This is a genomic window from Streptomyces sp. NPDC052020 (genome assembly GCF_040680575.1).
Taxonomy (GTDB): domain Bacteria; phylum Actinomycetota; class Actinomycetes; order Streptomycetales; family Streptomycetaceae; genus Streptomyces.
In genome coordinates, this window is the sequence record NZ_JBFAWY010000002.1 from 126,694 (window position 1) to 145,033 (window position 18,340).

17 protein-coding genes are annotated in these 18,340 nt (G+C 72.7%); 9 read left to right on the plus strand and 8 right to left on the minus strand.

The genetic code is table 11. From position 1 onward, the window contains the following. Positions 1-205: 205 nt before the first annotated feature. The gene (locus AB0L74_RS02475; RefSeq protein WP_365644744.1) at positions 206-1,351 is read right to left on the minus strand and encodes a family 2 encapsulin nanocompartment cargo protein polyprenyl transferase; all 1,146 of its coding nucleotides are present in this window, start codon (positions 1,349-1,351) and stop codon (positions 206-208) included. A 111-nt stretch (positions 1,352-1,462) separates the two neighbouring features. After that, entirely contained in the window at positions 1,463-2,869 is a 1,407-nt protein-coding gene (locus AB0L74_RS02480; RefSeq protein WP_365644746.1) for a family 2B encapsulin nanocompartment shell protein, read from the minus strand. 300 nt (positions 2,870-3,169) lie between these two features. Between AB0L74_RS02480 and AB0L74_RS02485 the strand changes: the two genes are divergently transcribed. Beyond that, on the plus strand, positions 3,170-3,760 hold the full coding sequence (locus tag AB0L74_RS02485) for an N-acetylmuramoyl-L-alanine amidase (RefSeq protein ID WP_365644748.1): 591 nt from the start codon (positions 3,170-3,172) through the stop codon (positions 3,758-3,760). Between the two features lie 4 nt (positions 3,761-3,764). Beyond that, complete coding sequence (locus AB0L74_RS02490; RefSeq protein ID WP_365644749.1) at positions 3,765-4,685, plus strand: pyridoxal-phosphate dependent enzyme; 921 nt, start codon at positions 3,765-3,767, stop codon at positions 4,683-4,685. An 18-nt stretch (positions 4,686-4,703) separates the two neighbouring features. Here the strand turns inward: AB0L74_RS02490 and AB0L74_RS02495 are convergent, their stop codons facing one another. Beyond that, entirely contained in the window at positions 4,704-6,302 is a 1,599-nt protein-coding gene (locus AB0L74_RS02495; protein WP_365644751.1) for a Na+/H+ antiporter, read from the minus strand. Positions 6,303-6,364: 62 nt separating this feature from the next. Between AB0L74_RS02495 and AB0L74_RS02500 the strand changes: the two genes are divergently transcribed. From AB0L74_RS02500 to AB0L74_RS02510, 3 genes are all read left to right on the plus strand, one after another. Next, on the plus strand, positions 6,365-6,625 hold the full coding sequence (locus AB0L74_RS02500) for a UBP-type zinc finger domain-containing protein (RefSeq protein WP_029383214.1): 261 nt from the start codon (positions 6,365-6,367) through the stop codon (positions 6,623-6,625). Positions 6,626-6,875: 250 nt separating this feature from the next. Then, positions 6,876-7,289, plus strand: a complete 414-nt coding sequence (locus tag AB0L74_RS02505) for a hypothetical protein (protein ID WP_055624136.1) — start codon at positions 6,876-6,878, stop codon at positions 7,287-7,289. Between the two features lie 17 nt (positions 7,290-7,306). Then, positions 7,307-8,413 (plus strand): RNA polymerase sigma factor SigF, encoded by a 1,107-nt coding sequence (locus AB0L74_RS02510; RefSeq protein ID WP_365644754.1) that lies wholly within the window; start codon positions 7,307-7,309, stop codon positions 8,411-8,413. A gap of 78 nt (positions 8,414-8,491) precedes the next feature. Here AB0L74_RS02510 and AB0L74_RS02515 read toward each other — a convergent pair whose 3' ends face one another. Next, on the minus strand, positions 8,492-8,947 hold the full coding sequence (locus tag AB0L74_RS02515; RefSeq protein WP_365644756.1) for a hypothetical protein: 456 nt from the start codon (positions 8,945-8,947) through the stop codon (positions 8,492-8,494). 135 nt (positions 8,948-9,082) lie between these two features. On the opposite strand from AB0L74_RS02515, the gene AB0L74_RS02520 reads away from it, so the two are divergent. Together AB0L74_RS02520 and AB0L74_RS02525 are read left to right on the plus strand one after the other, a co-directional pair. Continuing rightward, positions 9,083-10,051, plus strand: coding sequence for a diacylglycerol kinase family protein (locus AB0L74_RS02520; RefSeq protein WP_365644758.1), 969 nt, complete (start codon positions 9,083-9,085; stop codon positions 10,049-10,051). Between the two features lie 318 nt (positions 10,052-10,369). Next, complete coding sequence (locus tag AB0L74_RS02525) at positions 10,370-10,627, plus strand: WhiB family transcriptional regulator (RefSeq protein WP_029383210.1); 258 nt, start codon at positions 10,370-10,372, stop codon at positions 10,625-10,627. Between the two features lie 279 nt (positions 10,628-10,906). Here AB0L74_RS02525 and AB0L74_RS02530 read toward each other — a convergent pair whose 3' ends face one another. Together AB0L74_RS02530 and AB0L74_RS02535 are read right to left on the minus strand one after the other, a co-directional pair. Then, entirely contained in the window at positions 10,907-12,382 is a 1,476-nt protein-coding gene (locus AB0L74_RS02530) for a PAS domain-containing sensor histidine kinase (RefSeq protein ID WP_365644760.1), read from the minus strand. Between the two features lie 456 nt (positions 12,383-12,838). Then, the gene (locus AB0L74_RS02535) at positions 12,839-13,570 is read right to left on the minus strand and encodes a TetR/AcrR family transcriptional regulator (protein ID WP_365644762.1); all 732 of its coding nucleotides are present in this window, start codon (positions 13,568-13,570) and stop codon (positions 12,839-12,841) included. A 95-nt stretch (positions 13,571-13,665) separates the two neighbouring features. On the opposite strand from AB0L74_RS02535, the gene AB0L74_RS02540 reads away from it, so the two are divergent. Then, complete coding sequence (locus AB0L74_RS02540) at positions 13,666-14,418, plus strand: SDR family oxidoreductase (protein ID WP_365644764.1); 753 nt, start codon at positions 13,666-13,668, stop codon at positions 14,416-14,418. Positions 14,419-14,453: 35 nt separating this feature from the next. Here the strand turns inward: AB0L74_RS02540 and AB0L74_RS02545 are convergent, their stop codons facing one another. Next, positions 14,454-15,524 carry an SIS domain-containing protein gene (locus AB0L74_RS02545; protein WP_365644766.1) on the minus strand — a complete coding sequence of 357 codons (1,071 nt, stop codon included), beginning with the start codon at positions 15,522-15,524 and terminating at the stop codon, positions 14,454-14,456. A 467-nt stretch (positions 15,525-15,991) separates the two neighbouring features. On the opposite strand from AB0L74_RS02545, the gene nagB reads away from it, so the two are divergent. Next, positions 15,992-16,777 carry a glucosamine-6-phosphate deaminase gene (gene nagB, locus AB0L74_RS02550; RefSeq protein WP_365644768.1) on the plus strand — a complete coding sequence of 262 codons (786 nt, stop codon included), beginning with the start codon at positions 15,992-15,994 and terminating at the stop codon, positions 16,775-16,777. A 75-nt stretch (positions 16,778-16,852) separates the two neighbouring features. Here nagB and AB0L74_RS02555 read toward each other — a convergent pair whose 3' ends face one another. After that, a complete protein-coding gene (locus AB0L74_RS02555) occupies positions 16,853-18,337 on the minus strand; it encodes a glycoside hydrolase family 3 protein (protein ID WP_365644770.1) in 1,485 nt (494 codons plus the stop codon). Positions 18,338-18,340: the final 3 nt, after the last annotated feature.

The following is an 18,340-nucleotide window of genomic DNA, read 5'->3' on the forward strand; positions in this document are numbered from 1 at the left end:
TCGCCTCAACCGGTACCTCCGGTACGGGGGTTGCAGACTAGCGGGTGGCCGTGGCGGACGCCGCCGCGGTGCCGCCGAACGGCGGAAGGCGGATCCCGCACACCGTGGGGCAGTGCGGGATCCGCCGGGCCGGAGCCCTCGGCGGTGCGGCCGTACGCCTGTCAGGTGGCGTACGGTCCTGCGGGGCTCCGGGGCCTGAAGGCGCTCAGGTACTGCGCCGGGTGACGAACTCGGCGAGTGCGAGCAGACCGCCCGCCGCCTCCGGGTCGGGCACCGCCCGGGCCAGTTCGTGCATCGCGCGGCCCATCCGGTCGGACGCCTGCGCCTGTGCCCAGTCGCGCCCGCCCGCCCGTTCCACGGCCAGCGCGGTCCGCGCCAGGTCCTCCTCGGTCACGGCGCCCTGTGCCCCGTACAGTTCCGCCAGCTCGGCGGCGGCCGGGGTGCCGGAGGTGAGCGCGGCGACGACCGGCAGGGACTTCTTGCGGGCGGCGAGATCCGACCCGGCGGGCTTGCCGGTGCGGTCCGGGTCGCCCCATATGCCGATGACGTCGTCGATGAGCTGGAAGGCCAGCCCGGCCTCGCGGCCGAACGCGTCCAGCGCGTCGACGTCCTCCGGCGCGGCGCCCGCGTACAGCGCGCCGAGGGCGCAGGCGCACCCCAGCAGCGCGCCGGTCTTGGCCTCCGCCATGGCGAGCACCTCGTCGAGGGTGACCTCCTGCGGCGCGCGCCGTTCCATGGCCGTGTCCGCGTGCTGGCCGGCACACAGTTCCACGACGCACTGCGCGACCCGGGCGGCCGCCATCGCGGAGGCGGGATGCGGGTCCTCGGCGAGCAGCCGCAGGGCCAGCGCCTGTAGGGCGTCTCCCGCGAGGATCGCGTCGACGTCGCCGAACACAGCCCAGGCGGTGGGCCGGTGGCGGCGCGTGGGGTCCCGGTCCATCACATCGTCGTGGAGCAAGGTGAAGTTGTGGATCAGCTCCACCGCCGCGGCCGCCCGAACCGCCGCCGAGCGGGCCGTGGGCCCGCCGAGCGCGGAGGCGGCGGCGAGGACGAGCGCGGGACGGATCGCCTTGCCCGCGTTGCCCGCCGCCGGGGTGCCGTCCGCGTGCTGCCAGCCGAAGTGGTAGAGCGCGACCTGGCGCATCGACCCGGGCAGGGTCGCGATCGCCGCCCGCAGCTCGGGATCGACCATCTCCCGGGCGCGGCGCAGCAGCGTCTGGGCCTCGTGCCCGTCGAAGGACCCCTCCCCGTCGTCCCTGTCCGCCCCGAGGCCCCCGAGCCTCACCGGGACGCCGGCCAGGCCGTCCCCGTCGGCGGTGCGTTGCTTCGTCTCCGTCATGGGCTCACCCATGGGCCCCCTTAGGCAGTGAGCGGATCGTGGTGCTTCCGCAGCCTGTGCGCACGTACCCCAGGGACTTACCCGCCCCGGAGGACGGGGACACGGCGCCCGGGACGGAATCGATCACCGCCAGCGGCCGATCTCGACGTTCTCCAGCACGCCGAGCGCGTCCGGGACCAGTACCGCGGCCGAGTAGTAGGCCGTCACCAGGTATTTGATGACGGCCTGTTCGTTGATGCCCATGAAGCGCACCGACAGGCTCGGCTCGATCTCGTCGGGGATGCCGGTGGCCCGCAGGCCGACGACACCCTGGTCCTCCTCCCCGGTACGCATGGCGATGATCGACGACGTACGGGCCTCGGTGACCGGGATCTTGTTGCACGGGTAGATCGGCACGCCCCGCCAGGTGGGAATGCGGTTGCCGCCGATGTCGATCGTCTCCGGGACGAGTCCGCGCCGGTTGAGCTCGCGGCCGAACGCGGCGATCGCGCGCGGGTGGGCCAGGAACAGCTTGGTGCCGCGCCGCCTGCTGAGCAGCTCGTCCATGTCGTCCGGGCTCGGCACGCCGTCGTGGGGCTGGATCCGCTGGTCGTACTCGCAGTTGTGCAGCAGGCCGAACTCGCGGTTGTTGACGAGCTCGTGCTCCTGGCGCTCCTTGAGTGCCTCCACGGTGAGCCGCAGCTGCTGCTCGGTCTGGTTCATCGGCTGGTTGTAGAGGTCGGCCACGCGCGTGTGGATGCGCAGGACCGTCTGTGCGACGCTCAGCTCGTACTCGCGGGGGCGGGCCTCGTAGTCGACGAAGGTGTGCGGGATGTCCGGTTCACCGGTGTGGCCGGCGGCGAGGTCGATCTCCTTCTCGCCGTACCTGTTGGTGCGCTGCCGCGGGATCGAGCGCCGCTGCCGCAGGTGATCGGCCAGGGACCCGGCCCGCTCCGCGATCCGCTCGACCTCCTGGCGGGGCAGCGCGAGGACCGTGCAGGCGGTCACCGCGCGGGCGGTGTACTCCCAGATGGCGTCGCCGTCGAGCAGCGCCCGGTCGCCGAAGTAGGCGCCGTCGGCGAGGACGCCGAGGGACTCGTCCTCCCCGTACGGGCCGGTGCCGACCTTCTCGACCCTGCCGTGCGCCAGCAGGTACACGGTGTCGGCCCGGTTGCCGAAGGAGGCGATCACGTCGCCCGGGGCGAACTCCCGCTGCGCACAGCTCTGGGCGAGTTCGGAGAGCACCTCCGCGTCCTCGTAGGACCGCAGCGCCGGCAGCTCGGCCAGCTCGGCGGGGATGACCTCGACGCGGTCGCCGGTCTTCACGAACGTCACCCGGCCGTCGCCCACGGCGAAGGACAGCCGGCGGTTCACCCGGTAGGTACCGCCTTTGACGTCCACCCAGGGCAGGGTGCGCAGCAGCCAGCGGGAGCTGATCTCCTGCATCTGGGGTACGGACTTGGTCGTGGTGGCCAGGTTCCGCGCGGCCGCCGTGCCGAGACTCTGCTGCGGCCTGACCTGCTCGGTGCGGACCTCTTCGCCTGCCGACATAAGGAATTGCCCTCCCGGTCATGCCCGGCGCGCATCCGCGCCCGGACATCGATGTGCGGGGCCCAGCCTTCATGACGAAAGGTGATCGTGCTATTACCCGAAAGAGGGGGAATGGATGACTGGCCGTGAGGGCAGACAGACAAGCTGACCTTTCACCCTCACGAGGCCCCAGTGTTCCGTATTGTCCGGATCTGCTCGCACACGGACACGAACGGGTAGTAACGATCGCTCACTTTCGGTATAGGCCCGATACGAGCGGTCGCGCCGGGCGGCCGTCGCGCCCTGCGAAGGAGCCGGACCATGGCCAAACCCATGTCCGCGGGCAGTTTCCTGAAGGCACTGAAGGCCGAGGGTCTCACCGTCGTCGAGGTCGGCGACTGGCGGCACCACAACCGCAACCACAAGGGCCCGTGGGGCCCCGTGCACGGCGTGATGATCCATCACACCGTGACCAAGGGCAGCGCGCGCACCGTCGAGATCTGCCGCGACGGGTACGAGGGCCTGCCCGGCCCGCTGTGCCACGGCGTGATCACCAAGGACGGCAGAGTGCACCTCGTCGGTTACGGCCGTGCCAACCACGCCGGGCTCGGTGACGACGAGGTGCTGCGCGCGGTGATCGCGGAGAAGGGGCTGCCCCCGGACAACGAGGCCAACACGGACGGCAACCGCCACTTCTACGGTTTCGAGTGCGAGAACCTCGGCGACGGCAAGGACCCCTGGCCCGCTGTCCAGCTGGAGGCCATCGAGAAGGCCGCCGCCGCGGTCTGCCGCCATCACGGGTGGAACGAGCGGTCCGTCATCGGGCACCTGGAGTGGCAGCCGGGGAAGGTGGACCCGCGCGGGTTCACGATGGCGTCGATGCGGGGACGGATCCGGGATCGGCTGAAGTGAACCGATGACCGACAATGGTGCCGTGACCGGCCCGGACGTTCTCCAGCCCCGCCTGCCCTCCCCGCTGCGGGAGGTGACGGACGACCGCTTCGCCCGGCACGGCATCCGCCTGCTGCTCAAGCGCGACGACCTCATCCACCCGGAGCTGGTCGGCAACAAGTGGCGCAAACTCGCCCCCAATCTCGCGGCGGCGGCCGGCCGTCCGATCGTCACGTTCGGCGGCGCCTACTCCAACCACCTCCGGGCCACCGCCGCGGCGGGCCGCCTGCTGGGCGTGCCCACCATCGGCGTGGTCCGCGGCCAGGAGCTCGCCGGCCGGCCGCTCAACCCGTCCCTGGCCCGGTGCGCGCGCGACGGCATGCGGCTGCACTTCGTCGACAGACCGGCATACCGGCGCAAGGCCGAGCCCGGGACCCGGGAGGCGATCCTGCGCGCGTGCGGCGCCGAGGACGCGTACGTCGTGCCCGAGGGCGGCAGCAACGCCGCCGCCGTGCGCGGCTGCCGCGCGCTCGGGGAGGAACTGGGGGACCGGGCCGACGTCGTCGCCGTGGCGTGCGGCACCGGCGGCACCCTGGCCGGACTGGCCGCCGGCCTCTCCCCCGGCCGGCGGGCGCTCGGCATCCCCGTCCTCAAGGGCGGCTTCCTCGCCGGCGACGTACGACGGCTCCAGGAGCGGGCGTTCGGCGGTCCGCGCGGCGACTGGCGGCTGGAGGAGCGCTTCCATTTCGGCGGCTACGCGCGCGTACCGCCCGAGCTCGACGCCTTCGCGGCGGACTTCGAACAGCGCCACGGCCTGCCCGTGGAGCGCCTCTATGTGGCCAAAATGCTCTACGCCCTGACCGCCCTGGCCGGGGAGGGCGCCTTCCCGCGCGGGAGCACGGTCGCGGCCGTCGTCACCGGCCGCCCCTTTCCCGAGCGCCCGTGACCCCCGCCGGGGCGCCGGTCACCGCGCGGCCTCCCGGTAGGCGGCCGCCTCCTCCAGGTCCAGCCTGCGCAGCAGCGTCCTGAGCATCTCGTCGTCGATCCGGCGGGCGTCCCGCAGTCTGACGAACACCTCGCGCTCGGCGCCGATCATCTCCCGGGACAGCCGCCGGTAGGTGTCGTCGGCGCTCTCGCCGGTGACCGGGTTGGACTGGCCGAGCCGTTCCCACACGGCGTTGCGGCGGCGCTCCAGGACCGTGCGCAGACGGTCGGCGAGCGGTCCGGGCAGCGTGTTGCGCTCGTCCGAGAGCAGTTCCGCCAAACGCCGTTCGGCGGCCAGCGAAGCCTGCGCCTGGGCGTTGGCCTCCGCGAGCGTCTCCGCCTGGGCGTCCCGCCCGGGGAACCGCAGCAGGCGGATCAGCGGCGGCAGTGTCACGCCCTGCACGACCAGGGTGCCGATGACCGTGGTGAAGGTGAGGAACAGGATGAGGTCGCGCCCGGGGAAGGGCGCGCCGCCGTGCACCGTGAGCGGGATGGAGAAGGCGATCGCGAGCGAGACCACGCCGCGCATGCCCGCCCAGCCGACCACGAACGGCACCTTCCAGGTGGGTTCCTCCTCGCGCGCGCGGACACGCGCCGACAGCATCCGGGGCAGGAAGGTCGCCGGGTACACCCACACGAACCGGGCCGCGACGACGACCAGGAAGAGGGCCACCGCGTACCAGGCGGCGTCGGCGCCCGCGTACGCCCCGAGGCCGTCGAGGACCACCGGCAGCTGGAGCCCGATCAGCGCGAACACCGAGGACTCCAGGACGAACGCCACCACCTTCCACACCGCGTCCTCCTGGAGACGCGTGGCGAAATCGACCTGCCACGCGCGATGGCCGAGGTGGAGCGCGACGACGACCACCGCCAGGACGCCGGAGGCGTGCAGCTGTTCGGCCGCCGCGTAGGCGGCGAAGGGGATGAGCAGCGAGAGCGTGTTCTGCAGCAGCGCCTCCCGCAGCCGGGTGCGCAGCCACTGGATCGGCACCATCAGCACCAGCCCGACGCCGATGCCGCCGACCGCGGCGAGCAGGAACTCCCCGATGCCGCCGGCCCAGGTGGCGCCCGCGCCGACGGCCGCCGCGAGCGCCACCTTGTAGGCGGTGATCGCGGTGGCGTCGTTCACCAGGGACTCGCCCTGGAGGATCGTGGTGATCCGGGACGGCAGCCCCACCCGGCGCGCGACCGCCGTGGCCGCGACGGCGTCCGGCGGGGCCACCACCGCGCCCAGCACCAGCGCCGCGGTCAGCGGCAGGTCCGGCACGATCAGGTAGGCGGCCCAGCCGACGGCGAAGGTCGCGAAGAGGACGTACCCCACCGACAGCAGCGCGACCGGCCGCACCTGGGCCCGCAGATCCAGGTAGGAGCTGTCGGTGGCCGCCGTGTACAGCAGCGGGGGCAGCAGCAGCGGCAGGACGACGTGCGGGTCGAGGGCGTACGTGGGCACCCCGGGGAGGTACGACACCGCCAGTCCCGCGGCGACCAGCAGCAGGGGTCCCGGCACCGGGGTGCGCCGGGCCGCCGCGGCGACCGCCGCGCTCCCCGCCACCAGCACCAACAGCGGCATCACGTCCACGCGTCTCGCCCCGCCTCTTTCTCCCGCGCGGTCGCCCGCACAGCCGTCGTAATCTGGCAATCATGAAACAGTGCACGCACGCCGACGCGCTGCCGCACCCGGAACCCGAACCTCTGAGCGGGACCTGCCCCGAATGTCTGGCCGAGGGCACGGACCCGGTGCAGCTGCGGCTCTGCCTCACCTGCGGGCACGTCGGCTGCTGCGACTCCTCGCCGGGGCGGCACGCGACCGCGCACCACAGGGGGACCGGCCACCCGGTGATGCGGACCTTCGAGCCCGGGGAGAGCTGGCGCTGGTGCTTCGTCGACCACGTCCTCGTGTGACCCTGGTGCCGGACGGTTCGACCGCCTGACGTCTGGGTACGTCAATCCGGCGCGCGCTCTGCCGATTTGGGCCCGCCCAACCTCTAGCCACTGTGCGTATTCGCGTGTTTACTATGAGTGACAGCAAGGGGTTGGGGTCTCGGGGACAGGAATGTTCGGAGCGCGATAACGTCACCGCTGAACCACGTATCGCGTTACCCCGAGGGGCGACCCTCGGCCCTGAAACACTTGTACCACCTTGGAGGTGAGGGTGTCCCAGATCGCAGGCGAGCCCGTGACCCAGGACTTCGTGGAAGTCCGGCTGCCGGCTGCGGGTGCCTACCTGTCGGTGCTGCGGACGGCCACGGCCGGTCTCGCGGCCCGTTTGGACTTCACCCTCGACGAGATCGAGGACCTGCGCATCGCGGTGGACGAGGCCTGCGCGATCCTGCTCCAGCAGGCCGTGCCCGGCTCGGTGCTCAGCTGTGTCTTCCGCCTGGTCGACGACTCGCTCGAGGTCACCGTCTCGGCGCCGACCACCGACGGTCACGCCCCCTCGCGGGACACCTTCGCCTGGACCGTCCTGTCCGCCCTCGCGGGCAAGGTCTCCTCCGCCGTGGACGAGGACAAAACCGTTTCGATCAGCCTCTACAAACAGCGCGGCGCGGGACCCGGGCCGGCGTGAGGAACGGGGACGGGCCGGTGCGGGACGAAGAGCGCGGCACACGGGAGCTGCCGGCCGAGGGCACACGTTCTCCGAACGGGGCCCCGCGCACGGCGGACGGCATCGACGGCATCCCCGAGCAGGCCCGGCCGCATCCGGAGGACGCCCCCGCGGGGGCCGGACTCCCGGCGGACGGACAGCGGACCGGGGACGAGGACGGTGCCGTGCGGAGCGCGCCCGCGGACGGGCGGATCGGGGGCACCCCCGTCCGGCCGGTCCGGGCTCGGGCGCGAGCTCGGGAAAGGGCGACGGGCGGGACGATGAGCGAGCACGAGCGACACTCCGAGGACGAGGCGCCGGCCGCGCGCGGCGCGCAGGGTACGCACGACCCGCAGGACCGCAGCGGGGCGCGCGCCCTGTTCGCCGAGCTGCGCACGCTGGAGAAGGACAGCCCCGAGTACGCGGAGCTGCGCAATCGGCTGGTCCGCATGCACCTGCCGCTCGTCGAGCACCTCGCGCGCCGCTTCCGCAACCGCGGGGAGCCGCTGGACGACCTGACCCAGGTCGCCACCATCGGCCTGATCAAGTCCGTCGACCGCTTCGACCCGGAGCGCGGGGTGGAGTTCTCGACGTACGCGACACCGACGGTGGTCGGCGAGATCAAGCGGCACTTCCGCGACAAGGGCTGGGCGGTGCGGGTGCCGCGCCGGCTTCAGGAGCTGCGCCTGTCCCTGACGACGGCCACGGCGGAGCTCTCGCAGCTGCACGGCCGCTCCCCCACGGTCCACGAGCTCGCCGAGAAGCTGGCGATCTCGGAGGAGGAGGTCCTGGAGGGCCTGGAGTCCGCGAACGCGTACTCCACGCTGTCCCTGGACGTGCCCGACACCGACGACGAGTCCCCGGCCGTCGCCGACACCCTCGGCGCCGAGGACGAGGCACTGGAGGGCGTGGAGTACCGGGAGTCGCTCAAACCGCTGCTGGAGGACCTGCCGCCGCGCGAGAAGCGGATCCTGCTGCTGCGCTTCTTCGGCAACATGACCCAGTCGCAGATCGCGCAGGAGGTCGGGATCTCCCAGATGCACGTCTCCCGGCTGCTGGCGCGCACGCTGGCGCAGCTGCGGGAGAAGCTCCTCGTCGAGGAGTAGCCGAAGAGCGGTCGGGGAGCAGCCGCGGAGCGGCCGGGGAAGGGTCCGGGCGAGCCGATGTCCGCCTGCCCCGGTGGACTACTTCTGCGCGTTGCCGGGTCCCCGGATCCCGAGGGCCCGGGTCGTCTCGGGGTTCACGATCAGGACGAGAGCCGCCACCGCCACCACCGCCAGCGCGATCCCCGCCGGAATGGCGACGCTGTCGGCCTGGAGGAGGTTGTAGGCCACGGGCAGCGCCATGATCTGCGTGATGACCGCAGGGCCCCGGCTCCAGCCGCGCAGGCCGAGCAGCCCGCGGGCCGCGAGCAGCGGCAACAGGGAGAGGACGATCAGGGTGATGCCGCCGGTGACGGCCGAGGTCCGGTCGTCGGGGTGGCCCGTGAGGCCCGCCACCAGCATCCAGACACCGCCGACGACCAGCGCGAGCCCTTCCAGAGCGTTGAGCCCGGCCGCGACGGTCAGCCGTGCCGGACGGGCGCCCGGCGCTGCGGTGGACTCGGCGGCTTCGGGGGTGGGGGTCTGCTCGCTGCTCACCCCTGAAGGGTAGCCCGCACGGCCCGGACGCCGGTGCGCAGGCCCGCGTGGCGCCGGCCCGTGCCGCCCCGCCGGCCCCCCTCGGTCACCACCTCGGGCTGGGCCCGGTACCCCCCAGTAGGTACCCTGCAACCCATGCGTGCACTTCTCGTGGTCAATCCGGCGGCTACCACCACGAGTGCGCGCACGCGCGACGTACTGATCCGCGCGCTCGCCAGCGAGATGAAGCTGGAGGCGGTCACCACCGAGTACCGCGGCCACGCGCGCGACCTGGGCCGGCAGGCGGCGCAGAGCGACGACATCGACCTGGTGGTCGCCCTCGGCGGCGACGGCACCGTCAACGAGGTCGTCAACGGCCTGCTGCACGCCGGCCCCGATCCGGAGCACCTGCCCGGGCTCGCGGTCGTCCCCGGCGGCTCCACCAACGTCTTCGCGCGCGCCCTCGGCCTGCCCAACCACGCCGTGGAGGCCACCGGCGCCCTGCTGGACGCGCTGCGTGAGGGCAGCGAGCGGACCGTCGGGCTGGGACTGACCTCCGGGACGCCGGGCTCGGAGGACGAGGCGGTACCGCCCCGCTGGTTCACCTTCAACGCCGGGCTGGGCTTCGACGCCGGCGTGGTCGGCCGGGTCGAGCAGCAGCGCGAGCGCGGCAAGAAGTCGACGCACGCCTTGTACGTGCGGCAGGTGGTGCGCCAGCTCGTCGGCGAGCCGCACCGCCGCAGCGGGACGATCAGCCTGGAGCGGGCCGGTGAGGAACCGGTCACCGATCTGGTGCTGTCCATAGTCTCGAACACGTCGCCGTGGACGTTTCTCGGCAATCGCCCGATCTACGCGTCGCCTAAGGCCACGTTCGATACCGGGCTCGACGTCTTCGGTCTCAGCCGCCTGTCCGCGACCGCGGTTGCCCGGTATGGCACCCAGTTGCTCACTTCGTCCCCGGAGCGCGGACCCCATGGCCGGCATGCCGTCTCGCTGCACGATCTGACCGAGTTCACCTTGCATTCGAAGGTGCCGTTGCCGCTTCAGATGGACGGTGACCACCTGGGGCTGCGGACGAGCGTGACGTTCACAGGTGTACGCCGTGCACTGCGTGTGATTGTGTGAGCAGAAGGGGCTAAAGTCCTTTCACTCGAACGTTTAGGCCAGGATCCACCCCATGGAAGTACGGCTGTGACCTAGTCGACACCGAAGAATCAAAAAAAACTTTCCGGAAGGGGTTGTATCCGCCGCTGAGGTTTGCGAGTCTCTAGGTGGCGATCGGGACGGCCCGCAACACCGGCCTCCACAGATCACCAGAACCCCTCTTCAAACCAAGGACCACGCCAGGGAACCTGGCGGTCGGCCCTTCACTTGTTGAGGGATTCGTGAAAGCGTTCACATTCACAAGCAACCTGCACGTAATACCAAGGAGAGGTAGCAGCCATGGACTGGCGTCACCGCGCCGTTTGCCGCGAGGAAGACCCCGAGCTCTTCTTCCCCATCGGCAACACCGGTCCTGCGCTGCTGCAGATCGAGGAAGCCAAGGCCGTCTGCCGTCGCTGCCCGGTGATCGAGCAGTGTCTGCAGTGGGCGCTCGAGTCCGGTCAGGACTCCGGCGTCTGGGGTGGTCTCAGCGAGGACGAGCGCCGCGCGATGAAGCGCCGCGCCGCCCGCAACCGGGCCCGTCAGGCCTCTGCCTGACCGGCCACCCCTGCTGACAGCCTGAGCTTGGCGGCGCGTACAGCGCGTACGCAACCCCCGCCCCCGAGCCGCAGCGCGCAGTACCCCCGATGCGCATAGCACGAGCACTAGCCCCGGACCCCTGGTGGTCCGGGGCTTTTCGCTGTCCGCGCACCGGGCGTCCCCAGGGGATCGCCGTCGCGCCGCCGCTCACTCATGCACAACTCCCCCACGACCGCGGGGAATTGAGGACCCGCTCCCCGGGGCCGGCCGCCCCTCTCACCGGGCCCCGGTGAGCCGCTACTTCTGCGCCCGTACGGGAATGTCCAGGATCACCCGCGTGCCGTGTTCGGGGGCGGGGACCATGTCGAAGGTGCCGCCGAGCTCACCCTCCACCAGGGTGCGGACGATCTGCAGTCCGAGGTTGCCGGAGCGGTGCGGGTCGAAGTCCTCGGGCAGGCCCACGCCGTCGTCCTGGACGGTGACCAGCAGGCGGGCCTCCTTCGTCGTACCGCCGCGGACCGCGGCGACCTCGACCGTGCCGGTGTCACCCTCGCGGAATCCATGCTCCAGGGCGTTCTGCAGAACCTCGGTCAGCACCATCGACAGCGGCGTGGCCACCTCGGCGTCCAGGATGCCGAAGCGGCCGGTGCGCCGGCCGGTGACCTTGCCCGGGGAGATCTCGGCGACCATCGCCAGCACCCGGTCGGCGATGTCGTCGAACTCGACGCGCTCGTCGAGGTTCTGCGAGAGCGTCTCGTGCACGATCGCGATGGAGCCGACCCGGCGCACGGCCTCTTCGAGGGCCTCCCGTCCGCGGTCGGACCCTATGCGCCGGGCCTGGAGGCGCAGCAGCGCGGCCACCGTCTGGAGGTTGTTCTTCACCCGGTGGTGGATCTCCCGGATGGTGGCGTCCTTGGTGATCAACTCGCGTTCGCGGCGGCGCAGTTCGGTGACGTCCCGCAGCAGCACCAGCGAACCGATCCGCGTGCCCTTGGGTTTGAGCGGGATCGCGCGGAACTGGATGACGCCGTCGTGCGCCTCGATCTCGAACTCGCGCGGCGCCCAGCCGCTGGCCACCTTGGCGAGCGCCTCGTCCACCGGGCCGCGGGACGGGGCCAGTTCCGCGGTGGTCCTCCCCAGGTGGTGGCCGACCAGGTCGGCGGCGAGACCGAGACGGTGGTAGGCGGACAGCGCGTTCGGGGAGGCGTACTGGACGATGCCGTCCGCGTCCAGGCGGATCAGGCCGTCGCCGACACGCGGCGAGGCGTCCATGTCGACCTGCTGGTTCTCGAACGGGAAGGAACCGGCCGCGATCATCTGCGCGAGGTCCGAGGCGCTCTGGAGGTAGGTGAGCTCCAGGCGGCTGGGGGTGCGCACGGTGAGCAGGTTGGTGTTGCGCGCGATCACGCCGAGGACGCGCCCCTGGCGCCGTACGGGGATCGACTCGACGCGGACGGGAACCTCCTCGCGCCACTCGGGATCGCCCTCGCGCACGATCCGGCCCTCGTCCAGGGCGACGTCGAGCATGGGGCGCCGGCCACGCGGGACGAGGTGGCCGACCATGTCGTCCTGGTACGAGGTCGGGCCGGTGTTGGGGCGCATCTGGGCGACCGAGACGTACCGGGTGCCGTCCCGGGTGGGGACCCACAGGACCAGATCGGCGAAGGAGAGGTCGGAGAGGAGCTGCCACTCCGAGACCAGCAGGTGCAGCCACTCGAGGTCGGAGTCGCCGAGAGCGGTGTGCTGGCGTACGAGTTCGTTCATGGAGGGCACGTGTGGAGCGTACCCGCACGCTCGCGCATCGTTCGAAACCGGCCAGCGGCGACCCGTTCGCGCGTGCGCGCATCCGGTCGGTCCACGGCCGCGGCGGGCGGACCCGGGAAACCGTCCGCGGCGCGGGCCGGAAGACACCCGCGGGCCGCGGCGCCTGAGAGGGACCCTCAACCCTCCCGGCACCGCAGCCCGGAGCAACAACGGCCGTGGGGTGTGCGGTCCCGCTCGGCCGAAGGGTGAGGAGCCGGGGCAGTCAGGGCAGAGAACTCCGGTTCCTCGGTCCGCCCTCCTGTGCGGGGAAGGCGGAGGCCTGACGTTCACCTCGTGTGAGGTGCTCTGGTCGCCATTGTGGACTAGACCACTGCCCGTGTCCATGCGGTGGACGGTGTCGATCGCGGCCGCCACCCGTGGACGCCCGGACGCCCGCGCAACCGGAAGAAGCGTAACTCCGTTGGCTCACGCGCGGGGCCAGACGGTCATGGCAATTTCGGCGAGCGCCTCCAGCTCCTCACGGGTCGCGCCGTCGCGGGCCTGCTGGGACATGCCCTGGATCATGGCACCGGTGTGCCGGGCGAGGGCGGCGGCGTCGGTGTCCGGCGGCAGCAGCCCGGCGTCGATGTCGGCCCGGATCCGGCTCTCGAACGTGGCGATGTTGGTGTTGCGCCGGCGGCGCAGGGACTCCTCGACCTCCGGGGTGGAGCAGTTGGCGGCCGCGTGGATCACCATGCAGCCGTGCGGGCGGCCGGGGGCCGTGTACTCGGCGGCGGCCTCGCGCAGCGTCCGCTCCACGGCCGCCCGGGCGGTGGGCTCCTCGGCGAGGGCCCGTTCGCCGAACGAACCGTACCGCTCGCCGTAGACCCGCACGGCCTCCTCGAACAGGGAGCGCTTGTCCCCGAAGGCCGCGTACAGGCTGGGGGCGCCGATCTCCATGGCGCCGGTCAGATCGGAGACGGACGTGGCCTCGTAGCCGCGTTCCCAGAACGCCATGAGGGCCTTCTCCAGGGCCGTGGCGCGGTCGAAGGAGCGGGGGCGGCCCCGGGGGCGGGAGGCGCGCCTCGTCCCCGCACCGGCCACCGGCCCGGTCCCGGTCCGCCCGGCCCCGGCCCCGGCCTCGACCACGGTCCGCCCGGTCCCGGCCTCGGACCGCGCGGCCCCCGGGCTGTCCTCGCGCACTGCGTCGCTCACCATGGAGTGCATTTTATAGCGGGCACTAGATAAATGACGGCGGGCCGGTGTACGGTTTTTCTGTAGCGACCACTATATAAATGGGAGGGGGCGCCGACATGGGCGTGCTCACGGGCAGGACGGCTCTGGTCACGGGGGCGAGCAGGGGGATCGGGCGGGGGATCGCCGAGCGGCTGGGGCGCGACGGCGCACGGGTCGCCGTGCACTACGGCAGGAGCGAGGCGGCGGCGAAGGAGACGGTCGCCGCGATCGAGGCGGCGGGCGGTTCGGCGTTCGCGATCGGGGTGGAGCTGGGCGCGCCCGGGGACGCCGAAGCGCTGTGGGAGGAGTTCGACCGGCACGCGGACGGGCTGGACATCCTGGTGAACAACGCGGGGATCGGCAACGCGCGCCCGATCGAGGAGATAACCGAGGACGAATACGACCGGGTCTTCGCGGTGAACGTGAAGGCGCCGTTCTTCATCCTCAAGCACGGCATGTCACGGCTGCGGGACGGCGGCCGTGTCGTCAACATCTCGTCGGGGCTCGCCCGCACGGCGGTGATGCCGGACAACATGGCGTACGCGATGACGAAGGGCGCCCTGGACGTGTTCTCCCGGGACCTGTCCAAGGTGCTGGGCGCGCGGGGCATCACGGTGAACTCGGTGGCGCCCGGGATCATCGACACCGACAACACCGCCGAGCTGCTGCACGGCAGCCCAGACGGCTGGGCGCGGGCGGCGGCGTACTCCGCGCTGGGCGGGGTCGGCACGCCGGCCGACGTGGCCGACGTGGTGGCGTTCCTGGCGTCGGACGGCGGCAGGTGGGTGACGGGGAGCTGGGTCGACGCGACGGGGGGTTCGCTCACGTAGGCGGTGCGGCCGGGCCGCCGGCAGGGGCCCGGGCGTCAGTGCGTCTCAGTCACCTTCGCCAGGGCGCGCGGCGCGTCCGGGTCCTGGCCGCGGGCGATGGTGACCTCGTAGGCCAGGAGCTGGAGGGGGATGATCTCCAGGACGGTCTGGATCTCCTCGGGCACGCCCTCGGTGGGCAGGACGAAACCGGCCGACGCCTTCTCGACGTGCCGCCCGGGCCCGACGACCATGAGGTCGGCGCCCCGGCCCCGCAGCCGGTCCAGGACCGGCTGGAGAGCCTCACCGCCCCTGCCGTCGGTGACGACCGCGATCACCGGCGACACGTTGTCGACCATGGCGAGCGGGCCGTGCAGCAGATCGGCGCCGGAGTAGGACAGGGCGGGGATGTAGCTGGTCTCCATCAGTTTCAGGGCTGCCTCCTTGGCCGTGGGGTAGCCGTAGCCGCGGGAGGTGATCACCATGCGCTCGGCGAAGCGGTAGCGGCCGGCGAGGGCGCGGACCTCGTCGTGCCGGGCGAGGAGCCGCTGGGCGAGGTCCGGCAGTACCCGCGCGGGTGCGCCGTCGCCGCCGCGCAGGCCCTCCGTGAAGAGGTACAGGGCCAGGAGGGAGGCGGTGTAGGTCTTGGTCGCGGGGAGGGCCCTCTCCGGTCCGGCCATGATGTCGATGTGGTACTCGGAGACGCCGGCCAGCGGCGAGTCGGGGTTGTTGGTCACCGCCAGCGTGATCGCTCCGGCCTCGCGGGCCGCTCGGGTGGACGCCACGAGGTCCGGGGAGCCGCCCGACTGGCTGACGGTGACGGCCAGGACGTCGGTGAGGTCGGGGCGGGCGCCGTAGGCCGTGACGGTCGACATCGAGGTGAGGCCGCAGGGCAGGCCGAGGCGGATCTCCAGCAGGTACTTGGCGTACAGGGCCGCGTTGTCGGAGGTGCCGCGGGCGGTCAGCAGGACGAAGCGGGGCGCCCGGGCGGCGATCCGTTCGGCCACCTGGCGGATCGCGGGGGCGCCCTCGGCGAGGATCCGGCGCAGGACGGCGGGCTGCTCGGCCATCTCCCGGGCCATGATCCGGCCGGGGAGTTCGCGGTGGTCGTCCGGTGCGGTGGCGGTCATGCGGATCCTCCCGGGTCGCGGGTCGCGGTGCCTTGGGCGTCGCGGAGCTCTGGCCTCCATTGCACTCCCTGCGCGCCGGGAACGCCCGCGCTGGACGGTGTCCGGGCACCCTCACGGATCAGCCGCCCCGGCGCCCTCACCACCGGCCGTCCGGGCACCCTCACGGACCAGCCGTCCGGGCACCCTCACGGACCGGCCGCCCAGGCACCCTCACGGACCGGCCGCCCCGGCGCCCTCACCACCGGCCGTCCGGGCACCCTCACGGACCGGCCGTTCGGGCGCTCTCGCGGGTCGCCCTCCCGGCGCCTTCGCGGGTGCGGTGCCCGGGAGGGCGAGGAGGGGGCGGGCGCGCGGCCCGGGAGACGCGGAAGGACCTGGGAGGAGGCGCACCGCTCTGTTAGATTGGTCTAAACCACATAGCCCCTCCCGGGTGTTCTCGAGTCCCCTCTTCGAAACGGCAGGCCAGCGTGGAAGTTGTCATCGTTCCCGACGCCAGGGCGGGCGGCGAGCTCATCGCCGAGGCCATGGCGCAGCTGCTCCGGCGCAAGCCCGACGCCCTGCTCGGGGTCGCCACCGGATCGACGCCGCTGCCCGTGTACGAGGCGCTCGCGGCCAAGGTGCGCTCGGGTGCCGTGGACACCTCGAGCGCGCGGATCGCCCAGCTCGACGAGTACGTGGGGCTGCCCGCGGAGCACCCGGAGTCCTACCGCTCGGTGCTGCGGCGGGAGGTGCTCGAACCGCTCGGGATCGGCATGGACGCGTTCATGGGCCCCGACGGCACGGCCGAGGACGTGCAGGGCGCCTGCGAGGCGTACGACAGGGCGCTGGCCGAGGCCGGCGGGGTGGACCTCCAGCTGCTGGGCATCGGCACCGACGGGCACATCGGATTCAACGAGCCCTGCTCGTCGCTGGCCTCGCGGACCCGGATCAAGACGCTGACCGAGCAGACCCGGGTCGACAACGCGCGCTTCTTCGGCGGTGACATCGCGCAGGTGCCGCACCACGTGATCACGCAGGGCATCGGCACCATCCTGGAGGCGCGGCACCTGGTGCTGCTCGCCACCGGGGAGGGCAAGGCGGACGCGGTCGCCGCCTCCGTCGAGGGGCCGGTCGCCGCGGTGTGCCCGGCCTCCGCGCTCCAGATGCACCCGCACGCCACGGTGGTCGCCGACGAGGCCGCCGCGTCCAAGCTGAAGCTCGCCGGCTACTTCCGGCACACCTACGCCAACAAGCCCGCCTGGCAGGGGATCTAACCCCCTCCGCCTACGACGAAGGCGCCGGTCCTCCTCCGCGGAGGGGGCCGGCGCCTTCGTCGCGGGGCCGTGGGGTCACACCCCCGCGATCACCTCCGCCGCCGCCCGGCCGCAGACGCGGGCCGCGCCGTGGGTGGCCAGGTGCAGGGCGCCGCGGGGCGCGGCCTGGGGGACGCCCATCTCGACCACCACGGTGTCGGGGCGGGCCGCCAGCAGGGTGTCGAGGGCGGCGGTCATCCAGGGGTGGCGGTGCTCGTCGCGGACGACGGCCACGATGCGGCGCCGGCCGGCCGCCTCCAGCACGCCCTGACCGGCGTCCGCGCCGGTGAAGCCGCCCGTCTCCGTGCCGGGGAGCAGGCGGGCCAGTTCGGCGGCGACACCCCAGGGGGTGTCGTCCCCTACGGCGATGTTCGCGACGGGGGTGAGGGCGGCGACGTAGGGCGCCTCGGTGAGGGGGGTGAAGCCCTCGGCTCCGGTGGCCTTCAGGGCGCGGCGGGCGGCGCGCAGGCCCACCGCCTCGTCACCGGCCCCGGCGGCCGCGGGGAGGACGGACGCCGTGGTCCGGGCCAGGGCCCGGATGCGGTCCGCCGCGTCCGCCAGGCGTTCCTCGGCCAGGTCGCCGGAGCGGACCGCCGCGACCAGGGCGTCGCGCAGCCGCCGCACCGTCTCCTCGTCGGCCAGGCCGCCGCCCACGCAGATGGCGTCGGCGCCGGCGGCGAGAGCGAGGACGCTGCCGCGTTCGATGCCGTACGCGGCGGAGATCGCCCGCATCTCCATGCCGTCGGTGACGATCAGGCCGTCGTAGCCGAGCTCGCCGCGCAGCAGGTCGGTCAGGATGCGGCGGGAGAGGGTCGCCGGGTGGTCCGGGTCCAGGGCGGGGACCAGGATGTGGGCGCTCATCACCGCCCGGGTGCCGGCGGTGATGGCGGCGCGGAAGGGGACCAGTTCCCGCTCGGCCAGCACTTCGGGGTCGGCGTCGATGCGCGGCAGGGCGAGGTGGGAGTCGACGGCCGTGTCGCCGTGGCCGGGGAAGTGCTTGGTGCAGGCGGCCACTCCGGCCGACTGAAGGCCGGTGACGTAGGCGGCGGTGTGCCGGGCGACCAGGGCGGGGTCGGCGCCGAAGGACCGTACGCCGATCACCGGGTTGCCCGGGTTGGAGTTGACGTCCGCCGACGGGGCCCAGTTGAAGTTCACCCCGCAGGCGGCGAGGCGGCGGCCCAGTTCCGCGGCCACCTCCCGGGTCAGCTCCACGTCGTCCACCGCGCCGAGGGCGTGGTTGCCGGGGAAGGAGGACCCGGTGCGCACCTCCAGGCGGGTGACGTCGCCGCCCTCCTCGTCGATGGCGACGAGGACGTCGTCGCGCTCGGCGCGCAGCTGGGCGGTGAGCGCGGCGAGCTGTTCCGGCGAGGCGATGTTGCGGCCGAACAGGCCGACGGTGGCCAGGCCCTCGCCGAGGCGGCGCAGCAGCCAGTCGGGGGCGGTGGTCCCGGTGAACCCGGGCTGGAGGACCGTCAGCGCGTCGCGCGTCAGGGTGTCGGTGCCGCTGGCGAATGTCGTCATCGG

Bases quoted from the DNA above. Each gene is read 5' to 3' on its own strand.
- AB0L74_RS02545 (WP_365644766.1), bottom strand. From the start codon at position 15,524: ATGACCGCCACCGCACCGGACGACCACCGCGAACTCCCCGGCCGGATC.
- AB0L74_RS02520 (WP_365644758.1), top strand. From the start codon at position 9,083: ATGCGTGCACTTCTCGTGGTCAATCCGGCGGCTACCACCACGAGTGCG.
- AB0L74_RS02500 (WP_029383214.1), top strand. From the start codon at position 6,365: ATGAAACAGTGCACGCACGCCGACGCGCTGCCGCACCCGGAACCCGAA.
- AB0L74_RS02485 (WP_365644748.1), top strand. From the start codon at position 3,170: ATGGCCAAACCCATGTCCGCGGGCAGTTTCCTGAAGGCACTGAAGGCC.
- AB0L74_RS02480 (WP_365644746.1), bottom strand. From the start codon at position 2,869: ATGTCGGCAGGCGAAGAGGTCCGCACCGAGCAGGTCAGGCCGCAGCAG.
- AB0L74_RS02535 (WP_365644762.1), bottom strand. From the start codon at position 13,570: ATGGTGAGCGACGCAGTGCGCGAGGACAGCCCGGGGGCCGCGCGGTCC.
- AB0L74_RS02525 (WP_029383210.1), top strand. From the start codon at position 10,370: ATGGACTGGCGTCACCGCGCCGTTTGCCGCGAGGAAGACCCCGAGCTC.
- AB0L74_RS02540 (WP_365644764.1), top strand. From the start codon at position 13,666: ATGGGCGTGCTCACGGGCAGGACGGCTCTGGTCACGGGGGCGAGCAGG.
- AB0L74_RS02490 (WP_365644749.1), top strand. From the start codon at position 3,765: ATGACCGACAATGGTGCCGTGACCGGCCCGGACGTTCTCCAGCCCCGC.
- AB0L74_RS02555 (WP_365644770.1), bottom strand. From the start codon at position 18,337: ATGACGACATTCGCCAGCGGCACCGACACCCTGACGCGCGACGCGCTG.
- AB0L74_RS02475 (WP_365644744.1), bottom strand. From the start codon at position 1,351: ATGGGTGAGCCCATGACGGAGACGAAGCAACGCACCGCCGACGGGGAC.